A 24,153-nucleotide genomic window follows, 5' to 3' on the forward strand; every position below is an offset into this window, starting at 1 on the left:
TTACAGTAAGTGTTTATCCAATAATGCTTGGCAATTGGCAGGAAGGACCGGTGGTTTAGGTTTTACCGGATGCACGCCAGGCTTCGGCGGTTCGAACCAGCTTTGTAACTCAGCGCCACATCCATCACCTGCCGGAGGCGGAGCCTGTTCGATACATTGCGCATCATTAGTTGGGCAATGTAACCTCACGTGCATATGGGCGCGGTGGGCAAACCAAGGTCGGACTTTTTGTAACCACTGACGGTCACTGCCAGCATCCAAGCATAACTGCTGTTTGATCGCCGGATTAACAAAGATACGCGCAACCTGCGGATCCTCAGCGGCTTGACGCACCATCGTGTCAATATCCCGGCTCCAAAGTCGGTTCACTACCGACTTATCATCGGCGGTGACCAAATCGAGAGGCTGCGGATGTAACAACTGCTGCGGTGTCCAACGTTGGCGAGGAAGCTGTAGCCAAATGTCGACATCTAAGCCAATTTGATGGCTGGCATGACCGCTGCTAAAGCGTCCCCCCGCAGGCATGCCCATATCACCAATTAACACTGTGCCGGATGTCTGCTGAGCAATATCTTGGCTAAAACGCTGGATAAATTGAATTAACAGAGGATGACCGAAATAGCGGTGTTGATCTTGACGCATCACCTGATAATGCTCCGCCTCAAGCGGTAGCGCTTGCGCCCCGACAATACAGCCATTCGCGTAGCTACCAATCGGTTGCACAGGCCCCGCGATCGGTTGCTGAATTTTTTGCCAAGGCGTCTGCGCAAAGGCCGCACACGTCGAAGCAATAAACAGTGCACTGCCGGCCACCCAATGTTTCATCATAGTCGTCGCCTTATTTCTGAGAGTGGGATACATCGCCGCATTGCGCACGATGTCTTAGCAAATGATCCATTAACACAATGGCGGTCATCGCCTCGGCAATCGGCACGGCGCGGATCCCGACACAAGGATCGTGACGACCGCGAGTAATCATATCCACCTCTTCACCTTGGCGAGTAAGAGTTTTACCTGGCACGGTAATACTGGACGTCGGTTTTAGCGCGATGGAGGCGGTAATGGTTTGTCCGCTACTAATGCCGCCTAAAATACCCCCAGCGTGGTTACTTTGAAAGCCGTCTTTACGGATCTCATCACGGTGTTGACTGCCGCGCTGAGCCACCACATCAAAGCCATCGCCAATTTCAACACCTTTCACGGCATTAATACTCATTAAGGCATGAGCGAGGTCTGCATCGAGGCGGTCAAATACCGGCTCACCTAATCCGACGGGGACATTTTCAGCGACCACGCTGACTTTCGCACCGATTGAATCGCCCTCTTTTTTCAAGCCACGCAGTAACGCGTCCAGTGCCTCAAGTTGATCACTGTCCGGTGAGAAAAAGGGATTTTGTTCCACTTGCGACCAGTCTTTCAATTCGCAGCAAACATCACCCATTTGTGCCAAATAGCCGCGAACCACCACATTGTGCTGGAGTTGGAGGTACTTCTTCGCAATTGCACCGGCGGCGACACGCATCGCGGTTTCACGCGCCGAGGAGCGCCCGCCCCCACGGTAATCACGAAAGCCATATTTTTGGTCGTAGGTAAAATCAGCATGGCCCGGGCGGTATAAGTCTTTGATTTCACCATAATCTTGTGAACGTTGATCGGTATTTTCAATCAATAAACCAATCGAGGTTCCTGTCGTTTTGCCTTCAAAAACCCCCGATAAGATTTTGACTTGATCAGGTTCACGACGCTGCGTAGTGTAACGTGACGTACCCGGACGACGGCGATCTAAATCATGCTGTAAATCAGCTTCTGTTAACGGAATACCGGGCGGGACACCATCGACAATACAGCCGAGTGCGATACCGTGAGATTCACCAAATGTCGTCACACGGAAAAGTTGACCAATTGTATTTCCAGCCATGTTTTATCCTTATCGTTTATCTATGCTGAAAAATCGACTTATTTCGCCGAATGCTTTTCAAAGATAGGCTTACATTCGAGTAGTTGTTGATAGTCCAACATAAAGACCCCATCGCCCCCTTGTTCAAATTCCAACCAAGTGAAGGGTACCTCAGGGTACTGTTCAATCATATGCACCATGCTGTTACCGACTTCGCAAATCATCACGCCCTCTTCGCTCAGGAATTCAGTCGCTTGTGCCAGCATGCGGTTGACTAATATTAAGCCGTCATGGCCAGCCGCCAAGCCCAGTTCCGGTTCGTGACGATATTCATCGGGTAAGTCATCCATATCCTCTGCATCAACATAAGGAGGATTCGTGACGATCAGCTCGTATTTAATCGGCGGAATATTATTGAAGAGGTCTGAACACAGTGGCGTGACTTGATGCATCATGCCATGCGCGTCAATATTCTGCTCGGTAACCGCTAAGGCATCCGGCGAGATATCGGCCGCATCGACTTCCGCATCAGGGAAGGCATAAGCGCAGGCGATAGCAATACAACCGCTGCCCGTGCACAGATCAAGGATATGGCGCGGTGAACGATTGATTAATCCGGAGAATCCATGGTTAATTAATTCGCCAATCGGGGAGCGTGGGACTAAAACGCGTTCGTCGACATAGAACTCATGGCCGCAGAACCACGCTTTATTAGTCAAATAGGCCACTGGAATACGCTCAAATACACGACGCATCACACGCTCAACAATCATTTCACGCTCTGAACGCGTTAATCTTGCCGTGCGCATCTCTTCAGGGAGATCGAGAGGAAGATGTAGGGTAGGTAAAACGAGTTGGACCGCTTCGTCCCACGGGTTATCCGTCCCATGACCATACCAAATATCGGCGGCGGAAAAACGGCTAATTGTCCAACGTAACATATCCTGGATGGTATGCAGGTCGCTTACCACCTCTTCGGCAAAAAATTTATCCACATGCCCTCCAGGGCAACTAACAAAACTTTACCTAGTTTGCCACGAACTTATGCTAAATTCAGCTTCATTAGACGGCTATTTTCACCTATGCCTGGTAATTGATAAGAGAAATTTGATTTTTGAAGCATTGCCGTTAAAAATGTCAGGATGATAATTCAGTAGCTGGAACGACGATGAGCCGTAAAGACCCCCTCGATAATGACGATCTTGACCTATTTAGAACATTGATGGGTGACACTCGTCGTCTCAAGCAAGATACGGTTTTACACCCTCTAGCGAAAAAAATTGAACGCGCCCTCCCCCAAAAAAGACTCATTAGCGAACAAGTCGATAATAGCCACTATTTTTCAGATGAGTATCAGCCACTGCTAGCGGAAGACGGGCCAGTGCGCTATACCCGAGCAGATGTGAGTCCCTATGAGGTCAAAAAGTTACGTCGGGGAGACTATACCCCTGAAATTTTTTTAGATTTACACGGGTTGACTCAACAACAAGCGAAAAAAGAGTTGGGTGCCATGATCGCGGCATGCAGAAGAGAGCGACTTTTTTGTGCGTCTGTCATGCATGGACACGGCAAACATATCCTTAAACAACAAACGCCTTTGTGGTTAGCCCAACATCCTCATGTAATGGCCTTTCATCAGGCCCCGAAAATGTTCGGCGGCAATGCGGCAATTTTGATGCTGATCGAAGTTGACGAGCTGGCAATGCCGCTGTTTTAGCGATCAGCCCTAACGGTTACATTGCCGTGGCAAGGCGTGACGGGCTTTCCTGCCAGCAAAGGGTACCGCGAGCCGTCTTGGCATCGTAATCAATATGCGCAATACCTGCCGTGGCAAACATGGGTGGGCACTGCTCTGGGCACAAGGTCGATACCAAGTACCCCACCAGAGGCAGGTGGGAGATGATCATTACGGTCTCAACCCCTTCGCTGGCTAAGCCTTGTAAGTAGTCACCCACCGCTCGAGCATCGCCTGATGGCGTTAGCATCTCCAAGGTTTCAACGTGGCCACTGCGCGTGATATTTTCAGAGAAAGCGTTGTATGTCTGCTGCGCACGCAAGAAGGGGCTGACCAACGTCAGATCAAATGAAGGCTGTTGTGCTGCTAGCCAACGAGACATTTGTTGAGATTCAACAACGCCGCAATGTGTCAACGGGCGTTGCGCATCACTTGCCGCATCGAGAGCTGCGTCGCCATGACGCATTATATAAACATGCATAAAGCACCGTTACTGAAAGGGAAATTGATTCAGCGCCTGTCACTTCTTGCGCGTGAACCTGCTTTTTTACCTTAGCTCTTAAACACAGTCAACCCTAGTGCAAGCGAATACTGTGCAAACCGCTGTAATCGCGAGTAAAAAAAATACCCAAAAAAAGAAAAACGCCCACTTGGGGCGTTTTACATGGGCCGAATAAAGCCTAACGAGAACAGTATTATTCCGAGTCGATATCTTTTAAATCGCCCTGGATAGCTTGTGCGTTAGGGTTATCTTCTGGCTTCAATTTTCCGCCGTTGGCTAAGAAGTCATAACGTTGGAAGTATGCATTACGGATAAAGGAATAAGGATCGCTTTGCTGACGTAAAATACCATCAGAATCGAGTAACTGCGCACGGGTTTCTACGCCTTCGAGTACCCATTTTCCTGCTGACAACCAAATAGTTAACCAGCTGAGCGGTGCATAAAGATTATCGACATAGTCACCACCATCTTGACGAACAGTGAAACTGCCGTAGCCTGGTAGCTCAACATAAGGGCCATAACCTACCCCATAATGCCCCAGGGTACTTCCGAATCCGTGGGAATGTTCACGGGCGAGTTGTGGATTGGCTTTACCCGCCACATCGATCAGCCCGCCTAGACCTAGGGTCGAGTTGAGGAAGAACCGCGTAAAGTGAATAGCAGCGCGTTCAACGTCCCCTTCCAATAGATAGTTAACCATTGACGACGGCTCGTCCAAGTTACCCAGCACATTACTGATCCCAGTACGCGCCGGAACGGGAACGTAATCCCGCCATGCAACAGCAACCGGACGAACAATATACGGGTCCAGCACATCATAGTTGAAATTAAACATCTTACGGTTAAACCCTTGCAGAGGGTCAATGCGTTGTGCCGCCTGCTGAGTATCATCGGGTTTTGAACTCGCACATCCTGCTAAAATTAGCGTGGCTAGACTTAATGCTGCAAGCCGGTAAGAGAGGTTATTTGCCATGTTTCGCACCGTTATTATTTTAAGGTTCTTGCTGATCAATGATGACAGAAAGCGACTGCTTACCGGTGAAGCGAGCCACTGGATTCAAGCCAAACCAATCATCTTTTTGCGGTTTAGCGCTACCATCCCGAGAAATACGTGCACGTACCTGTAACTGATGTTGAGCAGAAAGGAGCCGCTCGGGCACCATTGCATTACTGTCATCCAGTACCAGACTCAATGGAAAATGGCTTAACGGAATGCGTTTAACCGCGACAGGAACGGGTGAGATACCATCGGTTACAGAAATATACAATACACCATTTTGCGGTAACATTCTTTTAGCAGAAGTGCTTAAATCGACATTAACGGTTAATTGGCTGGTTTGTAACCCGGCGTTAGTTTTCGCTTGCTCAATCCCCTTCTCGACCGCGTCTCTCTGTGCCGAACCCGGTGCGAGATTCGGTAACAATTGTTGCCAATAGCGAATTGCTTCAGGGTATTTCTGTTGTGCGAAGAAATCGGCCGCAAGTAACGTCAGTAGACGAGTATCCTCAGGCTGTTTTACTCGCATATCTTGTAATAACAGCTGGGCTTGACGATTATCTTGTGGATCTGGCGAGCGTACCAACACTTCGGCATAATCGCTTTTTAACCCGGTATCATCTGGGGCAAGGCGCAATGCTCTTTCGAACGCTTGGCTGGCCAATTGGCTATTATTTAATACCATTCCCAAACGGCCTAACATCGCCCAATCTTGCACATTAGCAGGGTCATTTTGTAACGATGCGCGTAACCCTAAGGAGAATTGCTGTAATTCACCCTGGGTTAAATGCTCAGCCTGTGGATTCATTAACCGGTCACGAAGCTGGGGATAATCTTGCTCGACTTGATTGAGCTCCATTTGTTGCATCAACCCGCCGGTTTTCAAATACATCGCCAGTGAGACACCAATCACCACCAGAATAATCGGTGCCATCACCCAAGATTTACCCAACCGCACGGTGCGTGACGCCTGTTCAGGGAGATCCGCTAATAGCGAATGCTGTAGCTCTGTCACCAACTCCGCTTTTTCGGTAACGATCCCTTGCGCATCGTCCTCTTCAATTTCTTTTAATCGTTGTTGATAAAAGAGCGTATTCAATTCATCGCGTAATTGTGCATAGTCTCGCGGTTTACGGCCAAGGGCGATAGCGATCCACACACAAGCTACTGCCAGTAAACCGAGCAGCACTAACCATAAATTCCCCATTACAGTTGCTCCTTATCGGCAATCACTTTGGCTAAACGTTGTTGCTCTTCACCCGACAGCTTGGCTGCTTGGGGTTGACGTTTAGCACGAAGAAAGATGACGACGCCGCCACCGATCACAAACAGTAAGGGCCCCAACCATAAGATGAGCGTTGAAGGGGTAACGGGGGGGTCGTAGGTCACGAAATTTCCGTAACGCGCGACCATATAATCGATTATTTGCTGGCGCGATTGCCCCTGCTCCATTAATTGATAGACTTTTTCGCGCATATCGGCGGCGATCATCGCCGAAGAATCAGCGATACTGTTATTTTGACATTTCGGGCAACGCAATGACTGGGTCAGCTCTCGGTAGTGCTCTTCTTGCTCTACCGACGAAAAGTGATAGGTATCGATCGCGGCCCAGACCGAGGTCGTCAGTAACATGCCGGCGATCAACATTAGATATTTTCTGAACATTAGTGCTGCCCCTGCTGTGAATATTTATCCCACAATGGCTTCACCTCTTGCTGCCAGACGCGATCATTGATATCTCCAGCATGGCGATAACGAATAATGCCTTGACCATCGATCAGGAAGGTTTCGGGTGCACCATACACCCCAAGATCCAGTCCCAACATCCCGTCGCCATCATATAAGCTCAGTGAGTAGGGGTTACCGAGCGTATTCAACCAGTTAATGGCTTTGGTCCGGTCGTCTTTATAATTGAGTCCCACCACCCTAACACCTTGTTCAGCCAGATGATTCAAGTATTGGTGTTCAGCGCGGCAGGTCGGACACCACGTTGCCCAGACATTAAGGAGTAATGGTTTCCCGTCGATCAAAACATGTTGATCAACGCGTTTGCCGGGTTCGAATAGCGATTCCAGTCGAAAAGTTGGCACAGGCCTGCCTATTAGGGCAGACTCCAAACGGGTAGGGTCATCGCCCTGTGCGTTACGGGTCAATTGCCAAAGCAGCGCGGCGGCAAGTAACAGAAAAAGGACTAGAGGAATAAAAAGAATTTTTTTATTCATACTTTATCTCCTTTCTTTTGTGCCTTTTTAACCGAGCGATAGCGCGGGTCTGCGATACAGAAAATGCCGCCTATGGCCATGAATACCCCTCCAAACCAGATCCAACGAACGAAAGGTTTATAATAGATACGGACTGCCCAAGAGCCATCGTCCAGCTCTTCACCCAACGCAGCATAAAGATCACGGGTCACTCCTCCGCTGATTGCCGCTTCGGTCATCATTGTGCGAGCAGCGGTATAGAACCGTTTTTCGGCATATAACACGGCCTCAATCTTACCCTGACGAGTGACATCGATCACACCGGCCCCCCCACTGTAGTTAGCGCCTTGCAAAGGTTTGACCCCGCGGAAGGTGAACCGATAATCGTGAATCGAGACGCTGTCACCGGCTTTCATCCGTACATCCCTTTCGACACTATATTGAGTACTGAAGGCAATGCCGATTACCGTGACGGCCACGCCCAGATGGCCTAATACCATCCCCCAGTGACTACGAGATAACTTTGTCAGCCCTTGCCAGAAACGGTGTCGGTGAGTGGCTCGCTCGTGTAATTCCATAATCGTCAGGATGATCACCCATAGCGACATCATTAACCCGACCACAGTCATACCTTGAATACGATCCTGCAACCACCATGGAATCAATATCGCGGCAATAAAGGTCGCCACCATAGCCAATACCAATCGCTTCACTAACTTTTGCGGTTCATCACGACGCCAGCGGACTAATGGACCAATACCTAGGAATAAGGCAAAGGGCGCCATAAGCCAACTAAACATAGTGTTAAAGAATGGCTCGCCAATAGAGATACTGCCCAGCCCTAATTGCTTATGGACCAGCGGCAGTAGCGTACCAAGCAAGACAACTAACATCGCGGCAATCAGTAAAACGTTGTTGCCGAGTAAAAACGATTCCCGGGACCAGAGTTGATTATCAACCCGGCTGCGGACTTTTCCACCTTTCAAGGCATACAGTAATAATGAGCTACCAATTACAATAACGAGGAAAATCAGAATAAACATACCGCGCGTCGGATCGGACGCGAAAGAGTGAACGGAAACCAGCACGCCAGAACGAACGAGGAATGTCCCTAATAGACTTAATGAGAAAGCGGTAATCGCGAGTAACACCGTCCAAGATTTAAAGGTTCCACGCTTTTCAGTTACCGCTAATGAGTGGATTAATGCAGTACCTGCCAACCAAGGCATCAGCGACGCATTTTCTACCGGATCCCAGAACCACCAGCCGCCCCAACCCAGTTCGTAGTAGGCCCATGCTGATCCTAAGACAATACCGATGGTTAAGAAAACCCATGCCGCGGTGGTCCAAGGCCGCGACCATCTTGCCCACGCCGTATCAAGACGTCCGGTCATCAGAGACGCGATAGCGAAGGCGAAGGCAACCGAGAATCCAACATAGCCCATATACAGTAACGGGGGATGAAAAATAAGCCCAATATCCTGTAGCATGGGATTTAAATCGCTGCCATCGACGGGGAAGTTGGGTAGCGTACGGATAAAGGGGTTAGAGGTTAAGGTGAGAAACAAAAGAAAGCCGAGGTTAATCATCCCCATCACAGCCAGTACACGTGCCACTGAGTCCAACGGCATTTTCCGACTAAAACAGGCTACGGCAAACGTCCAACCACTTAGCATCAATAGCCATAGGAGTAATGAACCTTCGTGAGCGCCCCACGTAGCCGCAACCCGGTACCAGACGGGTAGCAATGTATTCGAGTTCTCGGCCACATACGCAACGGTAAAATCATTTTCAACAAAGGCGTTCACCAAAATTAAGAACGCCGCAACAATGCATAAGAACAACGCATAACTTAGTGGACGCGCCAATGCCATTAATCGTAAGTTAAGGGTTCTTGCTCCCCACAGTGGCCATATACTCAGCACCAACGATAGCCCCGTGGCCAAGCATAATAGGAAGCTCCCAATCTCTGGCATCATTCGTTATTCCCCGCCTGGGCTACACCCGCTTGTTGGTGGTTCTTCTTCATCGCATCCTCAATTTCCGGTGGTGTATAGTTCTCATCGTGTTTCGCTAACACTTGTTGGGCATTAATCAGATGGTTTGGCGCTAAAACACCTTGCGCGACAACCCCCTGCCCTTCCCTAAACAAGTCAGGTAAGATCCCCACGTAGCTGACCGATACCACACCGTTTGCATCATACAATTTAAAGCTTACCGCTAAGGTAGTCGGGTCACGCTTAACACTGCCGGGCATTACCATGCCGCCCACACGCAGACGTTGTCCTGGCTGAGGGATCTGATGATCTTCCCCTTTACCATTGAGGATTTCGCTAGGGGTATAAAAGAGATCGATATTCGACCGCAAGGCATACATCACCAACGCTGTGGCAATCCCCAATCCGATCACGATGGCCAATACCGTGATCAACCGCTTACGACGACGAAGATTCATAGAGGCTCTTCCGCATTCTGCTTGCGTTTTTTCGCGGCCATCATCCGCTGCTCACGATCTTGCTTCGTCGCGATGCTCGCTAATAAGTAACGACGTTGATAAGTACTGTGCCCGATCAAAATAACCATCACCGATAAGGCAACGAATACCGACAACCACACATAAAAGCCGTAACCGCCCATCGCCCAAAATTGCGACCAAGAATGAAATGCAGGACTCATGTTTTTCTCTCCTGATGTGCCATTTCTCTCGCCCATGGCCGATGTTGCTCAGTTAACAGCAATAGATTTCGTAATCGACTTAGCGTCAAGGTGATAAAGAAAAGTAAATAGCCCAGAATCGACCAGCGTAGCGGGGTACGCATTTCAGGCGCGATCGCTTGTTGCAGCAGGCCAGAGGATCCCTGATGTAGAGTGTTCCACCACTGCACGGAATAATGGATGATCGGTAAGTTCACTACCCCGACTAAAATCAAGATACTGGCAGCCCGCCCAGCGGCCCGCCGATCGTCGAATGCATGATAAAGGGCGATAATGCCCATATAAAGAAACAGCAGAATGAGTTCTGAAGTTAGGCGAGCATCCCAAATCCACCAGGTCCCCCACATGGGTTTGCCCCAAGCGGAACCGGTGACTAAGGCTATGAAAGTAAATGCCGCACCGATAGGTGCCATGGCTCTAGCCACTAAGTCTGACATTTTCATCTGCCACACTAACCCAGTAAAGGCACTGACCGCCATTGCTGTATAAATTCCCATCGACCACATCGCAGCAGGAACATGTAAATACATGATGCGATAGCTCTCACCTTGCTGATAGTCCGGCGGCGCGAAGACAAAGCCCCATACCCAGCCTAAGGCAAGACTACTCACCGTGGCGACGGCAAGCCAAGGCAACCATTGGCCACAAAGCCGATACAGTCGATCGGGTTTTGCCAAGAGATGTAACCATTTCCACATAACAAAGCTCACTTTATAATTATGTTATATTTTTTTACTGCAAACTTACTCGTAGCGCGGCGGCAATCGCAAAGGGCGCCAAAACCACACTAGTGACTAACATGGCAGCTAAAATTGCCAGATAGCCTGAAATCGCTAACCCTTGACTGGCCGCGTCGACTGCACTACTCGCAAAAATAAGAATAGGAATCGCTAAAGGAAGAACTAAAAGACTGAGTAATACGCCCCCACGCCGCAGCCTGACCGTTAAGGCAACGCCAATTGCGCCCAGGAAGCTGAAAGTGAGAGTACCCAGTAATAAGGTTAAAACGAGTCCCCACCAGCCAGTAAAATTCAACGATAAAAATAACGAGGCTAAGGGTGACAGGATGATGAGGGGCAGACCGCTCGTCAGCCAATGCGCAAAGACTTTAACCAAAGCCACCATGGGTAAAGGTGTTGGGATCAACAGCAATTGTTCCAACGAGCCATCGAGAAAATCCTCCCGAAACATTCTTTCCAGCCCCAGTAGTGAGGCCAATAGCGCGGCTACCCACACAACTCCTGGTGCGATACGGGCTAATAATGCACTCTCGGGACCGATTCCTAGCGGGAAAAGCGTCACGATAATCAAAAAAAACCACAGCGGATTAATAATGTCCGCGCGATGGCGAAAGGCTATTTTAAGCTCACGAAGGAGTAACCGTTGCATTATTCACCGCCCCCACTCAGGCGGAGCTTTCGAATTGGCTGTGTCGAAGCAGGAAGGTCCTGATGAGTCGTCAACACGATTATGCCTTGATGCGCAAGATGTTCAGTGAATTTTTCATACAAAGTCCTTACACCCCACTTATCGATAGCGGTAAGCGGCTCGTCAAGGATCCAAAGTTTAGCCTCGGTTAACCATAAACGGGCCAAGGCTACTCGACGTTGCTGCCCTGCCGAAAAATTGGCGACAACTGTGTCTTCATAACCCGCTAACTCAACCTCTTCCAACGCTTGGTAGATAGCATCTCGTGTTGCCTGAGGATGATAAAAACGAAGATTCTCAAAGGCCGTCAATACTTGCTTAATCCCCGGCAGATGGGCCAAATAGATCATCTGTTCCGGCCACCCCTCGCACTGTTTAAGAATGGGGCGTTCATCCCAAGTGATCGTGCCTTCATCAGGTCGGCTCAAACCGGTAAGTAAACGCAGTAAGGTGGTTTTCCCCGCGCCATTCTCCCCTTCTATCTGCATGATTTCTCCAGCAGATAGCGTAAACGTTAAGTCTTTGAACAAGACACGTTCATCACGGTAACAACTGAGGTTTAGGGCTTGTAACATGATTAAATCAGTAATAGGCAATAATAATGGCCGAAACTATACCATAAGCCGCCTCATTGCCGAATCTTGTTTCAGGACAAATGTTACATAAAGGTTTAAAAAAAACGTTTTTTTGGCGATAAAAACGGCACTTTTAATGATTTGTTACGCAAACTCATACAATAGCGAAAACCTGCTTCACACATTTTGCGCAAGATAAAATTTCACACTACAATAACGGCTTGAAGCGAAGACTTTTGCACCTCAATATCTGATGAAATAAGGGTCTAAATTGTGTAACCTATTGTTTGGGTTTACCAATCATTATCTTATTCGCAGAATATTTGGTAGAGTGCTGACTCATTAACATCCTTCACTAGGATAATAAATGCTTACGACCATCATCTATAGAAGTCATATCGGTAAAAATACTTCCGAACCCGAAGTAGAAAAGTTTATTGAAAAGGCTAACCAACGCAACTCTGACGCAGCAGTAACAGGGATTTTACTGTTTGATGGTGATCATTTTTTACAATTGCTTGAAGGACCTGAAGAAGAAGTTGAAACTATTTATCGTGAGATCTGTGAAGATAATCGCCATTTTTCTCTGACAGAATTGTTGCGCGACTACTCAGTAGAACGTCATTTCGGTAACGCCGGAATGGAATTGTTCGATCTGCGTGATTATGAAAAATCTGCTGTGCTCGACGCAGTCCTCGCTCGCGCAACCTCTAAGTTCAAACTCACCTACGATGATCGGACACTACAGTTCCTTAAGACCTTTGTAGAGTGCGACAATAAAGACAGTTATCTCGAATTAGGCGAAAGTGAGCAATGGCGGTTCGAACTCAACGAACAACCCGAGTTGGTCGCGCAGCACAGCGAAGAATTGCCCTATACGTTCGGCTTTCAACCCGTTATCAACCCGACTTCTCGTAAGATTTTAAGTTATGAGGCCAAAATGCGTGCGGCCGATGGTCAGTCACCACTTAAGTTTTTCGCGAGTCTGCAGCGGGATGAGATTTACCATGTCGATCTTGTGTCGAAACAGACCGCATTAGAGATGGCAAAAAGCTTAGGGTTAAACGACTACACGCTGGTATTGAAACTACTGCCGATGACCTTAGTCAAAAATCCTGAAGCGGTAGATTTTCTGCTGAGCGCCATCGAGGCCAATGGTTTTATTCCGCAACAGATCGTTATATCGATCGCTGAAGACAGTGTTGTTAACGAACACGAGACCTTTAACGCCGAAGTGATGAAACTCAAGCGTGCCGGAATTCGTCTAGCTATCGATAATTTTGGGGCGGGCATGGCCGGGCTGTTACTGTTAACCCGTATCCAGCCAGAATTAGTGATGGTTGATAGCGATATGCTGCGTGATGTCCATAAAAATGGTCCTAAACAAGCGATCAATCAATCTATCATTAAAATTTGTTCGTCATTAGAAATCCAAGTCATTGCTTCAGGTATTACCCAGGTCGAAGAGTGGTCGTGGCTACGTTTAGCAGGCGTTAAAGCATTCCAAGGTGAACTGTTCGCGGGTGTACTTCCGCGTAAACTCCCGGCGATCAACTGGCCAGTTCAACATTGATAGACGAGTAATACATTATTCCCTTCGCACTGAGGGGAATAATGAACGGTTAACGTCAATTTCCCCCTCCCTCTCTCGCGGCAAATGTCTCAACGTCTACTAGTCTGATAATGTTTCCTCTATTACGCTAACACCAACTTCTTATGCTTGCCTTATCAAAGAGTCTTTTAAAAGGTGATTCTTATGGTCAAAGGTATCGAACATATTGGTATAACGGTTGAAGATCCCGATAAAGCAGAACTTTTTTTCAAACATACTTTTGGAGCAGAAGTCCTGCATCGTGTGATCCCGTTTGGGGAGGAAGATAAACATATTCCAGGTGAGAAATTAAGCTCCATTCAAGGCTTTCCGCCAGAACTGGCCATGACGTCCGTCACAATGTTACGTTTAGCTGATGGCCCAAATATCGAAATTATCGGCTTCAGTCCGGTTGTCACTAACCAGAAGCGGACCATCGGTAATTCCGGTTTTAACCATATCTCGATCTATACCGACGATATTACCGCGACGGGCGAGAGGATGAGACAGAATGGTGCCACGATGTTTGAAGGGCCTAACGACTGTTTCGGTTGTGAAGCAGGTCAAGGTAATCAAATCTGGTTTGGACTGACCCCGTTTGGCCTACTTATTGAGCTAGTTTCTTTCCTTCAGGAGTGGCAACGATCTCAACAACGCAACGCTGGATCCCAAGTGAGTAATCAACTCTAGAAAATTATCATTCGAGGGGATTGTCATAAATCCCCTCTTTGCTAACTAAGGTGCCTCAATAACAATCGCAACGCGTCTGTTCATCTCCCGACCTTGTGCCGTCTTGTTACTGGCGATAGGTTTGGACATACCGTAGCCCTTCACCGTGACATAACTAACCTTGTTGCCAGTGCTGTCCATCCATACCTGCGCGACACTTTTTGCACGTTGATAAGAAAGCTGTTGGTTGTAATCAGCCTTACCGTAGTTGTCAGTGTGGCCATTGATTGCCACGTGAGTAATACCGACTCGCTTTAAATTATTGGCGATGACATTAATTTTATGGCGACTCTCTGCGGTGAGTGAATATTGCTCAATCCCAAACAGAATCTTATCGTCAAGCCCCAATTCCCAATGTGAACCTAAATACTGAAATCCTTGCTGCTGCAACGTTCTTTTTTGTGCAGCATTAAAGGGGCCGTTAGTTTGGCATCCTGACAACAATAATGTCAGGACTACGGAAAAACCTACCAATATTAATCGCATGAAATTTACCTTTCCGTTTTCTTGTTCAAATACATATGAGAATCTGCTCTCAATAATATGTCACTCACTTCTTCATCCTTATCCGCCATGGTAAAACCAATTGTTAATGAAAAGGGGATAGCGTGGTCAGAGGCTATCTCAATAGGCTCTTCAAATTTACTATGAATAACGGATATAAACTCTTCTACCTGATGTTGATTTTCTGTCTTAGAAAGAATCATCGCAAACTCATCCCCGCCCAGACGGGCCACACAATCCTCTTCTTTCACCATAGTTTTTAATCTATTACCGACTTCTTGTAACACTTTATCGCCTGCGGCATGACCCCACGTATCATTAATGTGCTTAAACTTATCCCCGTCCATAAATAAGATGCAGAAAGTAGAATAAGGGCCATTTTCACTCAACATAAACTGCAACTGGTTGATGAAGGCCGCACGGTTATCGATCCCTGTTAACGAATCTTGGTAAGCTTTTATGGCTAATGTTTTATTTTCATGAACTAGATCATTATTAAGCCTTTCAATTTCACTGATAAGGCTATTTACATTATCAGAAAAATTCTGAAACTCCTTTAATGAATTGTCCGGTAACCGTTTTGTGAAATCCTTGGTATGAATGACATGATTTATTTTTGTTGTGATTTGGTTCATTGCGACCAAAATCTTTCTATACATGATAGAACTTAATACAAACGAAAAGATAAAAATCAGCACCATTCCAATCGTCAAGATTAATACTGAGTAAAGTATGAAGTTAAATAGATAACTATCATTCCCCACAATAAATAACCAACCCACCACTTGCTGATCATGAAATATTTCTACCTTCTTTTTATTGGGATAGAGCCAACTATGAAGATACTTCCAGAAGTAGGACGTCTGTTGGCTATGTTCCCAGCGAGCGATAACATGGCCATCTTTTGCATAAAGTACGGCTGAGTCAAACATTTGCTGCTGACCTAACGCATTAAATTTACGATTGGCATTGTAGCTATCATCAAAGACGGTTGCTGCGATTAAACTACTACTTAAACTGGTTGATAGCAGTTCCATATTACGCTGTTCATAGTCTTTGATAAAATAGATTGCCGTAGAAAATAGTAATACCCAACAAGCAAAAAGATTGAGAAGTGAATTGAGTAAACTCACTTTTCTAATTTTCTTCCTTATCGAGCTTTTCGCTTTTTTTTTCAGACGGAGCATTTTACTCATCCCCATCTTTAGATAATAGTAGTACATCTGCGTTTACTCTGACCCCTGATCGAGTGAGTGAGTCTAAGTTAACCGAAAATTTAAAAATGTGTTGTCGCCTATTAATACAAAATGATGCACCTGCAACACAATCGGCATTATTTTCAGTAATGGTGAGAATATTTCTTCCAGAAAGAGAATGTATAATATAATCCTGTTCTTTGACCGATTCTCGGCCAAAATATATTGCATTACATCCAGCAGAAAGGAATTCAGCAGGATCACTGATAGCAACCATTTTATAAATTTGGTTGCCCGCGGTCTTGGCCATATTAAAATAGTTTGCCTGCTGCGACACACAAAGCAATGGCTGCCCTTCTAAATTAGGCCAATAAGAAAAACTCAATATACCTTCAACTATTTTGTTGGTAGAGACTTGAGTTTCTCCATCGCCCGTCATCGATAAAGCATAGTGGGATAGAAAAATATAGATTAAAATCAAAGACCTACTAATAAGTTTCACTATCCCCTCTCTTAATAAGCCATTAAAATAACATAAAGTATTTTATCATTTAACTTGTACCAGTGCTATCTCTTGAGAGATTGACTCATTCTCACTATCCTGCTCACCATAATGAGGATGCCCTACCATACTCATCTAAACGCGACTTTCGTCACGGTTCCGCTGAGAGTATTATTATTTCGCTCTCCGTTGCCCCCCGCTGGAGAATGGAAAACTTTTATTACTCTATGGCCTTCCAATTTCTCTAATTCATCACCGGTAATATCAAAACTTTTCGCCAACCCTTCCTGATTTAGACTTTTTTTCCTTTTTCTTCTCTCTCGGCTAAAAAACAATTAATTGTATTTCGCCCACAAGATAAAGAGAAAAACATATATGAGTGCAAATAAAAAAATAATTAAGTAGTGTTGTCGCAGGTGAGACGCCTGAACGATATTGCTCAGAAAACAATAGCTGATATTCATGGAGAATAAGATAGAGAAATCCTCCCCACGCTATAATCGTCAGTAAACTGTCGACTATTCTTATCGAGAGACGAGGCTCAGTAATAAGGATCGGTTGCGAATTCATTTTAGTGTCCTCTCTATTCCACGACACGCCAATGATCATCGAAGTCGTGCCAGCCAGCGAGCTGAAAACCGGTATGCTCCGCCCCTGAAAATTGTTGATGGTTAACCTCCATTTCAGCCTGATAGTCTCGTCCCCGCCATTCAATACCCACCGAGCCGGTAGAGGCGTGTTTTTTACCCTCCTCAAAATGGCTCTGTTCGAATTGATAGCCACTAAAAAGTCGGTAATGAGTGGCGATCGGCGGTGTATAGAGACGACTTGTGGTCGTAACATCTCGGCTGCCCGTTACCGGACTATCGGAGTGCAGACCGTGACTCACCCCGACTTGAAGCTCCCAACTATGCTGTATTCGGCGAAAAGCGTCTAACTCTTGGATAGCGGGAGAGCTAGCCGAACGCGCGATAAGATCATCGGTTAATAGATCCATTTGTCGCCACTCTTGCAGGTTACCCGCCGTATAAGCTTGCTCCGTTTCCAGCGGAATATTATCGGGCATCAGGCCTTCGGCACGCTTAAGGACTTTCTCAGCATGACGAGCCGCCCCCGTGCAGAGAGAACTCTTGCGTATTGAATGGCAAGACCTTGATTACCCGGTGCAGTGGTGGCTAATCACTGGCTCAACTGCTGCGCGTCGATAAGATTCTGGGTATCGACGAGATAATCAGTTTTCAAAACCTGCAAGTTTAGCCAACTATCGTTAGGTTGTTGGAGAGGAAGCCCCCAGACAGCGGTTTTCCAAGGGGTATGCGCTGCGCTAAGTGCTCTCCTGCCTGGTGGTACTGATCACTCTCAAGTAATGCATAAAATTCGGTCGAGAAGCGATCATCATCTTGCTGCACAGGAGGGATTGGTATCGACGCTAACACCGTCAATGCTTGGCGTGGCTGTTTACGTGCCAACAAGGCGGTGGCGATCCAAGGTTTGGTGTAATCGGGTAACGGCCGATTTGCTTCTTGCAGCCGATGATATTCGTCAATGACTTGATCGTAATCTTCCCGCGCAACCAACGCCCTTAGGCGATCATAACGCAGACGCTGTAAATTTCGAGGATGACCTTCAAGATTTAAAAAGTGGGTATATAAGTAATCTGGCGGCTAATGATGTTGACCCACAAATTGATATTCCTATTCACCGTTTATATGCCGCCCCGCCAGTGCCGGAGATTAGTGACCTTGAAAATGATGTAAAAAATATCATTCAATTGCTATCAGACCGTGAATGGTCTGAGGTTGGCGCTGAAGGAGCTTCGCAAGCTGCGCGATGCGGATTCAATACCAGAAAGTTATGCACTGGTACCGATTGAGCCGACAGAGGACATGATTATTGCCGGGTTCGAATCCAAGCCATCGTCATTTAACTCAAGCCTCGAAGAAGTTGAAAAGTACGAAGCAATGAGTGGATGTGACCAGGCTGCTTATCGTACGAAGTTATGCTAGCAGGCGATGATTGATGTGGCATCGAAAGCAAAACCGGTAGGTGATTAATGATAGCAGTTGCCGGATATTTAGTTCTCGAGATAATCGGAAATAACCCCAAGCCCCTCACCGAAACAATCTTCCCCACCCAATCACAATGCGAGCATCAGATAGAGGCTATGAAAGATATTCAGCCTAAGTATGAGCTTGTGTGTGTGGAGAAGTGGTAAGGAAGGTGTAATTAATCCTAATCATTACCATATTAAAACTTACATGTACTCAAACTGTCAAACAATAGCTATTATCATCAACTTAAGTAGGCTCATGTAGCCTATCATTATTTACAATAAGGTAAGATTTTATGTTAGACGAGGCATTTTTCCATTCAGCACTAGGTGCTTGTGTAATCCAAATATCAAGCTTAGGTGAAGATGTGTCTTTCAGAAAAATAAGGGAATTATGGGGGGCAAGCGAATTTTTGAGTAATTCAGAGCGCGAATTCCTACTCCTCGAATTGACCAAGCTAGAGGCTAAAGCCTTTGAAAGCAACTATAATATTTTGACATTTAAAAAACCATTTGTTAAATAATTGTATTTAGTTGAAGATGATATTAGGATAGTTCTTTGCTAAATTTGAGACTCATGGTGATTTATAATAGGTTTTATAATGGAAATTAGATTACTAAAATCAGTTATTGGAAAAGCTACTCTTCAACTCCTAATTCATAAAGAGTCAGTCTCTAAGGAAGATATTTTATTTTACATATCAAGTAATCGCTTGAATCTTGGCGTTGATATTAAGCAAATAAAAAATATAAAAGCCATTCTTAATCGCAATCTCATAAATTGAATGTGAATACAGGGTATCTAATGAGTTTTGTATTACCCCAAGGGAACGACAATGTGCGCAGATATAGCAGACCAAGCTGACGCAGAAGCGGAACAGCACTTGAACGCAGCCCTTGCGAAAAGAGTTAGACCGGAGCCGGCATCTACAACTTGTTTAAACGGAGACTGCGGCGAACCATCGGTACCAAGCAAAAGTTATTGCTGTTGTGAATGCCGTGAAGATGCAGAGAAGATTGCCCGCGCTAAAGTTTTTAACCGTCACTAATCCCCACACTTAAATCAAACAACCCTATTCCCGCACCGATAATCGGCGGCATCGTCATGTCTGCGGGAAGGTAAAGGAGAATGCTATGAATATTAAATCAGGGGCTTTGGTAACGATGAATTTTATCGAGGCGAATACCGGCTATAAAAAAACATACATCTATGAGCAAATATCTAAAGGAAATCTCGCCCCCGCGATGAAGCGAGGACGGAAAAGCCTGTGACGCGTAGAAGACGTTCAACCGTTCCAGCGTTTTTTGTTAGAAACGGCATCACACCATTAAGCTTTACAGCAGTTATCAATCCAATCAGCCCACCATTGCATCATTTCCCTTCTCTTCTCACTGTACTGCGCATGGTTATAAATGCCACGGATGGCATTACCATCGGAGTGAGCAAGCTGCTTTTCTATTACCTCGGTAGGCCACCCGTTATCATGCAGTTTTGTACTGAACTGATGACGGAATCCGTGTCCTGACGCTATCCCCTCGTAACCTATCCTTTTTATCACCTGAAGCACCGCACCTTCACTTATCGGCTTTGAGCTATCGTTTCTACCGGGAAAAACTAGACCTGTGCTCTCGGTAATTGGCTGCAAGTTTTTTAAGTAGCTGATAAACTTGTTCGCTCATCGGGACAAAGTGAACCTTCCTGCCTTTCATGAATTCGGCATCTATGGTTATCATGCGGTTTTCGAAATCGACATTACTCCAACGCATCGAGCGCATTTCTAGAGTACGCATTGCAGTATATTGAAGCAGTCTTGTAGCGCTTATGGTAATCTGGCTGCCTGTGCGACTAGATAGCGCTCGGTTAAATCCCGGTATTTGGTCAGCGGTCAGATAGGGATAGTTCTTCTTTCGATACCCATGCATTGCATCCGCCAAGTCAGGTGAAGGGTTGTATTTTGCCCTGCCAGCTACGATCGCGAATTTGAATACCTCACCACATCGACGCCTAGCTTTATTTGCTCTTTCATGAGCGCCCCGGCTCTCAAATCTGCGAATAACCGAAAGAATATCCATTGGCTCAATAAGATTGATATCCTTACTCCCTATCATTGGCAGAATGTCATTGCGAAACATTCCAAATAGCTCGGTGGAATATCTTTCCGACCAGACCTGATTTTTATTCTGGTACCACTCATCGAAAATTGAGGAGAAGGAATTATCCATTTTGCTAAGCCTTTTCTCCTGCATAGGGTCATCACCTGCAGAGAGGTCTTTTTTGGCATCGAAAGCTTTTACCCTAGCATCTTGCAGAGTAACGAAGGGATATTTACCCAACGTCATCACCTTCTCTTTACCCGCGACTCTATAGCGCAGTTGCCATACCTTCTTTCCTGAAGCGGGTATGTATAGATAAAGTCCATCGGAATCTAGCAGTCGATACGGCTTATCTTTTGGCTTGGCTGCTTCTATCTGTTTGACCGTCAGCATGGGTCAAAAGTCTCGGCTGATTTATTTTACCCAACTTTTACCCAAAATAGAGTGCGGCTGTCAACGGAACTTGGCGGAGGTCAACGGAGGTTGGCGGAAGCGTGAGAAGTGTCCCCTGCAGGAATCGAACCTGCAACTAGCCCTTAGGAGGGGCTCGTTATATCCATTTAACTAAGGAGACCTTGCGCGTTAGTGTTTCACTTCGTTTCGAAGCGTTCCGATGATACCGCGTTTACAGCTATTCTTTCAATCGTTGACAGTACCATTTTGACCGCTAGCTGTGGTTAGGATAAGAAATCGCTTTGATTTGTATATTTTCTAACCACAAAAACAGAGTGTTGATATAAAACCCTGATAAAATGTATTCCTCCGCCAGCTCCGCAGCTCTGCTTGCTAAACCATCGACTAAGAGGAATTTCATGATAAATTATCGGGTTGTTGGGTATTCAATAAACTGGGATTAGCAATCACTTAGAAACTCTCCCTACCTATGATAGGTATAGTGAGGACAGCGAGAATATCAAATTAGCGGTGATAAAATTCAACCACTCCTACCTAGACTAAGTACTCTACCCCGACAGAATAAAATAGCGAAAAATTAAGAATGATTACCTAGTGGTTAATAAATTGAAGACAATCATTTATTAAATCACTCTCTGGAATACCGAACGAATTGAATAACTGACTTCATTCCCGCAAAAGAGACCGGGGACTAAAATTTACTCTTGACCGCAACTTTTTTTAATTCGGTAGGAAAAAGAGAAAGACTCACTGTCGTCGACAGCGCTCTGAACATTTTTTTACCTCACCCCAGCATTTTTCCCATTTTTTTCGCCATGTAAACGGCCGACCGCAGACGATACAGATCTTTGTTGGACGTTCGCTTTTTTTCATAAATAGACCTCTGTCAGAGTGAGTTTCCTTTTATTCTAGTGACTTAAATAATCGTTTTTTTTGCACAAATGGAAAAGTGTAGGCAGTACCAAGCTGTAATTGGTTCAATACTTTACAACGGGCCTAATAACATAGCGGTATAACGAAAACTGTTTACGATAACTGCTCATTATGTAATAGTTATTCTCTACGAAATATAACCAACATTGATAACTTGACTTATTGAAGGGTTATTCTATGCGCAGCAAAATAGAATCAATGCACTCATTGGATTAGCCACCGTTGAATTACTTAGCGATGCTAGCAGTATATCTAAAAATGATATTCTACATTTCCTCTCGCAACAACGTGATGCGGCCCGTATAAGCCACCACGACTTTTATACAATCCGAAATACGCTCGAACTGATTGATAAACAGTGGTCTATACTGAACCAGATGTATTAACCTCTGCATAGAATGTTTTTAATGAGCCATTTATTTTTGGCACAGATAAATGGCGACATGACTGCTAAGTAGGGACTTCACAAAAATACTCACTCGCCAGCTTCGACATCATAATCGTATCCTGGTAGCGCCCATTCTTTAAGGCGGCTTGTCGCTGAGTCCCTTCCACTACGAATCCTAAATGCTGATACAGTGCAATAGCGGCTTGATTGTCGGTGAATACACTTAATTCAACGCGTTGCGCGGCTAACCAATTAAAGGCGTAGTCTAAGCCAAAATCGATTAACTGCCGGGCAATCCCACGACGAGTATAATGGCTATCGACGGTAATGCCGAAGGACACCACGTGTCTAAGCCTAACGACTTTCTGCGTGAATAAGGTGATGTTCCCCACCACCAGCCCATCCAGTTCGGCGACGAAACCGATATGTCCAACATTGGGATAATTGATAATCTTTTGTTCCCAAAGCTCTACAGAGGGACAAGGCAATTGTAAGGTATTTTGTTGAGTAGCAGGTTGGCTATAGATTTCAGCTAAGCGTGCAGCATCTTCTCGAGTCACCGCACGAATGTTAACGCTCATGAGTCATCCTCTTAAGAAATACTAATCCATATCAGAGCGTCAGGCTTCGCACAAGCGTAGCTAGCATCCCACCTTTCAACGAGGTAATGCTAGCCAGTTTACCTATTGCCATTGATCTAGAGAGGTTTAGCGGCCGTTGGGCGTTTCGGGGTCAATTTCATAGGCTTTCTGTACCAATGGGTGACGCGAAGTCTCAGTCGTCACTTCCCGAGTCCATACCTCTTTCATCTGCTGTTGCGTCACTTCGATAATCTCAGCCGGCACGACATTGCGATACTGAGTGATCTCACCACTGACGACTCTTGCTATAACATCTGACACTTGGAAAGGATGGTATTGTTCATGAGGGAAGGCGATTTCCTCGTAATCAAATACTGTATCAATTTTGTCTTCTGGCCACCAGTGTGTCCAGGCTTCGAACATTCTGTCATTAAAGCCAGTAAGGATAGGACCCGGGTTGACTGTGGCAACTTGCACGCCAAACTCTTGTAACTCGCTGTTCAACGCCTCGGCGAACCCTTCCAAAGCATGTTTCGATGCGGAGTATGCGCCCGCGAAGGGGTCAGTAGTAATACCGGCTACTGAAGAGATAAAGACAATCTTCCCCTGTTTTTTCTCGACAAACTGACGAGCAAAATGTTGGGTCAACAGTATTGTCCCAAAGACGTTGACTTCAAATTGGCGACGAAGTTTATCTTCGGGTAAATCGACGACTGCACCGCCTTCCGAAATCCCGGCATTATTGACCAGCACATCGATCGACCACTGCGCAGCGCGGAGTCGATCGTTTTCATCACTAATATCGAGCTTTTCGACTTGAAGGGTCAATCCAAGTGCATGTGCCTCATTCTTCAGGGGTTGGATCTGCGCCACGATTTCTGTGGTCGCAATAACATCGTAACCTTGCTTAGCCAGAAGAAAGGCGCTTTCTCGGCCAAATCCACTCCCAGCTCCGGTGATCAATACCGTTTTCTTGCTCATGATGTCTCCTAACTAAAAGGTACTTTCGACTTGGCGCGGGTCAGCCATGACAGCCGCTCGATAGATATTTACGCTACCTTTAAGGCTAGTGTACCCATTGGTATTGCGCAACTTGCCGCACAAAGTGGCTTTGTCAGCTA

At 46.1% G+C, this 24,153-nt stretch carries 27 protein-coding genes, 1 tRNA gene and 1 pseudogene; 5 read left to right on the forward strand and 24 right to left on the reverse strand.

What is annotated here, in order from left to right:
* Genes mepA through prmB form a run of 3 tightly spaced genes read right to left on the reverse strand, consistent with a single transcriptional unit; the run spans position 1 to position 2,892 of the window.
* Positions 1-825: a penicillin-insensitive murein endopeptidase gene (gene mepA, locus BMX14_RS13195; protein ID WP_092677619.1), complete on the reverse strand. Its 825-nt coding sequence runs from the start codon at positions 823-825 to the stop codon at positions 1-3.
* Positions 826-838: 13 nt separating this feature from the next.
* Complete coding sequence (gene aroC, locus BMX14_RS13200) at positions 839-1,918, reverse strand: chorismate synthase (protein WP_092677521.1); 1,080 nt, start codon at positions 1,916-1,918, stop codon at positions 839-841.
* A 38-nt stretch (positions 1,919-1,956) separates the two neighbouring features.
* Positions 1,957-2,892, reverse strand: coding sequence for a 50S ribosomal protein L3 N(5)-glutamine methyltransferase (prmB, locus tag BMX14_RS13205; RefSeq protein WP_092677523.1), 936 nt, complete (start codon positions 2,890-2,892; stop codon positions 1,957-1,959).
* A gap of 173 nt (positions 2,893-3,065) precedes the next feature.
* Between prmB and smrB the strand changes: the two genes are divergently transcribed.
* Entirely contained in the window at positions 3,066-3,614 is a 549-nt protein-coding gene (gene smrB / locus BMX14_RS13210) for an endonuclease SmrB (protein ID WP_092677525.1), read from the forward strand.
* A gap of 16 nt (positions 3,615-3,630) precedes the next feature.
* On the opposite strand, the gene sixA is transcribed toward smrB, so the two are convergent.
* From sixA to ccmA, 11 genes are all read right to left on the reverse strand, one after another.
* Positions 3,631-4,113 carry a phosphohistidine phosphatase SixA gene (gene sixA / locus BMX14_RS13215; RefSeq protein ID WP_092677527.1) on the reverse strand — a complete coding sequence of 161 codons (483 nt, stop codon included), beginning with the start codon at positions 4,111-4,113 and terminating at the stop codon, positions 3,631-3,633.
* 214 nt (positions 4,114-4,327) lie between these two features.
* The gene (mlaA, locus tag BMX14_RS13220; protein ID WP_092677529.1) at positions 4,328-5,107 is read right to left on the reverse strand and encodes a phospholipid-binding lipoprotein MlaA; all 780 of its coding nucleotides are present in this window, start codon (positions 5,105-5,107) and stop codon (positions 4,328-4,330) included.
* A 19-nt stretch (positions 5,108-5,126) separates the two neighbouring features.
* Positions 5,127-6,338 (reverse strand): c-type cytochrome biogenesis protein CcmI, encoded by a 1,212-nt coding sequence (gene ccmI, locus BMX14_RS13225; protein ID WP_092677531.1) that lies wholly within the window; start codon positions 6,336-6,338, stop codon positions 5,127-5,129.
* Positions 6,338-6,796: a cytochrome c-type biogenesis protein gene (locus BMX14_RS13230; protein WP_092677533.1), complete on the reverse strand. Its 459-nt coding sequence runs from the start codon at positions 6,794-6,796 to the stop codon at positions 6,338-6,340. Before BMX14_RS13230 ends, ccmI begins: the two co-directional genes overlap by 1 nt.
* On the reverse strand, positions 6,796-7,353 hold the full coding sequence (locus BMX14_RS13235; RefSeq protein ID WP_092677535.1) for a DsbE family thiol:disulfide interchange protein: 558 nt from the start codon (positions 7,351-7,353) through the stop codon (positions 6,796-6,798). Before BMX14_RS13235 ends, BMX14_RS13230 begins: the two co-directional genes overlap by 1 nt.
* Positions 7,350-9,311 carry a heme lyase CcmF/NrfE family subunit gene (locus BMX14_RS13240; protein ID WP_092677537.1) on the reverse strand — a complete coding sequence of 654 codons (1,962 nt, stop codon included), beginning with the start codon at positions 9,309-9,311 and terminating at the stop codon, positions 7,350-7,352. The genes BMX14_RS13235 and BMX14_RS13240 overlap by 4 nt, the downstream gene beginning before the upstream one ends.
* Positions 9,308-9,787 (reverse strand): cytochrome c maturation protein CcmE, encoded by a 480-nt coding sequence (ccmE, locus tag BMX14_RS13245; protein WP_092677539.1) that lies wholly within the window; start codon positions 9,785-9,787, stop codon positions 9,308-9,310. Before ccmE ends, BMX14_RS13240 begins: the two co-directional genes overlap by 4 nt.
* A complete protein-coding gene (gene ccmD, locus BMX14_RS13250; protein WP_092677541.1) occupies positions 9,784-10,008 on the reverse strand; it encodes a heme exporter protein CcmD in 225 nt (74 codons plus the stop codon). The genes ccmE and ccmD overlap by 4 nt, the downstream gene beginning before the upstream one ends.
* The gene (locus BMX14_RS13255; protein WP_092677543.1) at positions 10,005-10,745 is read right to left on the reverse strand and encodes a heme ABC transporter permease; all 741 of its coding nucleotides are present in this window, start codon (positions 10,743-10,745) and stop codon (positions 10,005-10,007) included. The genes ccmD and BMX14_RS13255 overlap by 4 nt, the downstream gene beginning before the upstream one ends.
* A 34-nt stretch (positions 10,746-10,779) precedes the next feature.
* Positions 10,780-11,436: a heme exporter protein CcmB gene (ccmB, locus tag BMX14_RS13260; protein WP_408011877.1), complete on the reverse strand. Its 657-nt coding sequence runs from the start codon at positions 11,434-11,436 to the stop codon at positions 10,780-10,782.
* Entirely contained in the window at positions 11,436-12,050 is a 615-nt protein-coding gene (gene ccmA, locus BMX14_RS13265) for a cytochrome c biogenesis heme-transporting ATPase CcmA (RefSeq protein WP_092677547.1), read from the reverse strand. Before ccmA ends, ccmB begins: the two co-directional genes overlap by 1 nt.
* 367 nt (positions 12,051-12,417) lie before the next feature.
* Between ccmA and BMX14_RS13270 the strand changes: the two genes are divergently transcribed.
* Together BMX14_RS13270 and BMX14_RS13275 are read left to right on the forward strand one after the other, a co-directional pair.
* Complete coding sequence (locus BMX14_RS13270) at positions 12,418-13,623, forward strand: diguanylate phosphodiesterase (RefSeq protein ID WP_092677549.1); 1,206 nt, start codon at positions 12,418-12,420, stop codon at positions 13,621-13,623.
* Between the two features lie 183 nt (positions 13,624-13,806).
* Positions 13,807-14,331, forward strand: coding sequence for a VOC family protein (locus tag BMX14_RS13275; protein WP_092677551.1), 525 nt, complete (start codon positions 13,807-13,809; stop codon positions 14,329-14,331).
* Positions 14,332-14,376: 45 nt separating this feature from the next.
* Here the strand turns inward: BMX14_RS13275 and BMX14_RS13280 are convergent, their stop codons facing one another.
* The 5 genes from BMX14_RS13280 to BMX14_RS13300 form a co-directional block, all read right to left on the reverse strand.
* Complete coding sequence (locus BMX14_RS13280) at positions 14,377-14,856, reverse strand: OmpA family protein (protein WP_092677553.1); 480 nt, start codon at positions 14,854-14,856, stop codon at positions 14,377-14,379.
* Positions 14,857-14,861: 5 nt separating this feature from the next.
* Positions 14,862-16,061 (reverse strand): diguanylate cyclase domain-containing protein, encoded by a 1,200-nt coding sequence (locus tag BMX14_RS13285; RefSeq protein WP_177173156.1) that lies wholly within the window; start codon positions 16,059-16,061, stop codon positions 14,862-14,864.
* Position 16,062: 1 nt separating this feature from the next.
* Positions 16,063-16,572 carry a YfiR family protein gene (locus tag BMX14_RS13290; protein ID WP_092677557.1) on the reverse strand — a complete coding sequence of 170 codons (510 nt, stop codon included), beginning with the start codon at positions 16,570-16,572 and terminating at the stop codon, positions 16,063-16,065.
* 583 nt (positions 16,573-17,155) lie between these two features.
* On the reverse strand, positions 17,156-17,638 hold the full coding sequence (locus BMX14_RS13295; RefSeq protein ID WP_092677559.1) for a hypothetical protein: 483 nt from the start codon (positions 17,636-17,638) through the stop codon (positions 17,156-17,158).
* Between the two features lie 187 nt (positions 17,639-17,825).
* A complete protein-coding gene (locus BMX14_RS13300) occupies positions 17,826-18,149 on the reverse strand; it encodes a hypothetical protein (RefSeq protein ID WP_092677561.1) in 324 nt (107 codons plus the stop codon).
* Positions 18,150-18,918: 769 nt separating this feature from the next.
* Between BMX14_RS13300 and BMX14_RS13310 the strand changes: the two genes are divergently transcribed.
* The gene (locus BMX14_RS13310) at positions 18,919-19,146 is read left to right on the forward strand and encodes a hypothetical protein (protein ID WP_092677565.1); all 228 of its coding nucleotides are present in this window, start codon (positions 18,919-18,921) and stop codon (positions 19,144-19,146) included.
* Between the two features lie 610 nt (positions 19,147-19,756).
* Entirely contained in the window at positions 19,757-19,894 is a 138-nt protein-coding gene (locus BMX14_RS16600) for a hypothetical protein (protein ID WP_177173157.1), read from the forward strand.
* Positions 19,895-19,950: 56 nt separating this feature from the next.
* On the opposite strand, the pseudogene BMX14_RS13325 reads toward BMX14_RS16600, so the two are convergent.
* The 5 genes and pseudogenes from BMX14_RS13325 to BMX14_RS13345 all read right to left on the reverse strand — a co-directional run bounded on the left by BMX14_RS13325 (position 19,951) and on the right by BMX14_RS13345 (position 24,013).
* Positions 19,951-21,109 (reverse strand): annotated as a pseudogene (locus tag BMX14_RS13325) (tyrosine-type recombinase/integrase).
* Between the two features lie 109 nt (positions 21,110-21,218).
* Positions 21,219-21,290 (reverse strand) — tRNA-Arg (locus BMX14_RS13330).
* A 587-nt stretch (positions 21,291-21,877) separates the two neighbouring features.
* Entirely contained in the window at positions 21,878-22,003 is a 126-nt protein-coding gene (locus BMX14_RS13335) for a DUF2256 domain-containing protein (protein WP_092677571.1), read from the reverse strand.
* Positions 22,004-22,513: 510 nt separating this feature from the next.
* Positions 22,514-23,032, reverse strand: a complete 519-nt coding sequence (locus tag BMX14_RS13340) for a GNAT family N-acetyltransferase (RefSeq protein ID WP_092677573.1) — start codon at positions 23,030-23,032, stop codon at positions 22,514-22,516.
* 126 nt (positions 23,033-23,158) lie between these two features.
* A complete protein-coding gene (locus BMX14_RS13345) occupies positions 23,159-24,013 on the reverse strand; it encodes an SDR family oxidoreductase (RefSeq protein WP_092677575.1) in 855 nt (284 codons plus the stop codon).
* Positions 24,014-24,153: the final 140 nt, after the last annotated feature.

This window comes from Rosenbergiella nectarea (assembly GCF_900111105.1).
Taxonomy (GTDB): Bacteria; Pseudomonadota; Gammaproteobacteria; order Enterobacterales; family Enterobacteriaceae; genus Rosenbergiella; species Rosenbergiella nectarea.

Bases quoted from the DNA above. Each gene is read 5' to 3' on its own strand.
- mepA (WP_092677619.1), bottom strand. From the start codon at position 825: ATGAAACATTGGGTGGCCGGCAGTGCACTGTTTATTGCTTCGACGTGT.
- aroC (WP_092677521.1), bottom strand. From the start codon at position 1,918: ATGGCTGGAAATACAATTGGTCAACTTTTCCGTGTGACGACATTTGGT.
- smrB (WP_092677525.1), top strand. From the start codon at position 3,066: ATGAGCCGTAAAGACCCCCTCGATAATGACGATCTTGACCTATTTAGA.
- sixA (WP_092677527.1), bottom strand. From the start codon at position 4,113: ATGCATGTTTATATAATGCGTCATGGCGACGCAGCTCTCGATGCGGCA.
- mlaA (WP_092677529.1), bottom strand. From the start codon at position 5,107: ATGGCAAATAACCTCTCTTACCGGCTTGCAGCATTAAGTCTAGCCACG.
- ccmI (WP_092677531.1), bottom strand. From the start codon at position 6,338: ATGGGGAATTTATGGTTAGTGCTGCTCGGTTTACTGGCAGTAGCTTGT.
- BMX14_RS13230 (WP_092677533.1), bottom strand. From the start codon at position 6,796: ATGTTCAGAAAATATCTAATGTTGATCGCCGGCATGTTACTGACGACC.
- BMX14_RS13235 (WP_092677535.1), bottom strand. From the start codon at position 7,353: ATGAATAAAAAAATTCTTTTTATTCCTCTAGTCCTTTTTCTGTTACTT.
- BMX14_RS13240 (WP_092677537.1), bottom strand. From the start codon at position 9,311: ATGATGCCAGAGATTGGGAGCTTCCTATTATGCTTGGCCACGGGGCTA.
- ccmE (WP_092677539.1), bottom strand. From the start codon at position 9,787: ATGAATCTTCGTCGTCGTAAGCGGTTGATCACGGTATTGGCCATCGTG.
- ccmD (WP_092677541.1), bottom strand. From the start codon at position 10,008: ATGAGTCCTGCATTTCATTCTTGGTCGCAATTTTGGGCGATGGGCGGT.
- BMX14_RS13255 (WP_092677543.1), bottom strand. From the start codon at position 10,745: ATGTGGAAATGGTTACATCTCTTGGCAAAACCCGATCGACTGTATCGG.
- ccmB (WP_408011877.1), bottom strand. From the start codon at position 11,436: ATGCAACGGTTACTCCTTCGTGAGCTTAAAATAGCCTTTCGCCATCGC.
- ccmA (WP_092677547.1), bottom strand. From the start codon at position 12,050: ATGTTACAAGCCCTAAACCTCAGTTGTTACCGTGATGAACGTGTCTTG.
- BMX14_RS13270 (WP_092677549.1), top strand. From the start codon at position 12,418: ATGCTTACGACCATCATCTATAGAAGTCATATCGGTAAAAATACTTCC.
- BMX14_RS13275 (WP_092677551.1), top strand. From the start codon at position 13,807: ATGGTCAAAGGTATCGAACATATTGGTATAACGGTTGAAGATCCCGAT.
- BMX14_RS13280 (WP_092677553.1), bottom strand. From the start codon at position 14,856: ATGCGATTAATATTGGTAGGTTTTTCCGTAGTCCTGACATTATTGTTG.
- BMX14_RS13285 (WP_177173156.1), bottom strand. From the start codon at position 16,061: ATGCTCCGTCTGAAAAAAAAAGCGAAAAGCTCGATAAGGAAGAAAATT.
- BMX14_RS13295 (WP_092677559.1), bottom strand. From the start codon at position 17,638: ATGCCCGATAATATTCCGCTGGAAACGGAGCAAGCTTATACGGCGGGT.
- BMX14_RS13310 (WP_092677565.1), top strand. From the start codon at position 18,919: ATGTTAGACGAGGCATTTTTCCATTCAGCACTAGGTGCTTGTGTAATC.
- BMX14_RS16600 (WP_177173157.1), top strand. From the start codon at position 19,757: ATGAATATTAAATCAGGGGCTTTGGTAACGATGAATTTTATCGAGGCG.
- BMX14_RS13335 (WP_092677571.1), bottom strand. From the start codon at position 22,003: ATGAAAAAAAGCGAACGTCCAACAAAGATCTGTATCGTCTGCGGTCGG.
- BMX14_RS13340 (WP_092677573.1), bottom strand. From the start codon at position 23,032: ATGAGCGTTAACATTCGTGCGGTGACTCGAGAAGATGCTGCACGCTTA.
- BMX14_RS13345 (WP_092677575.1), bottom strand. From the start codon at position 24,013: ATGAGCAAGAAAACGGTATTGATCACCGGAGCTGGGAGTGGATTTGGC.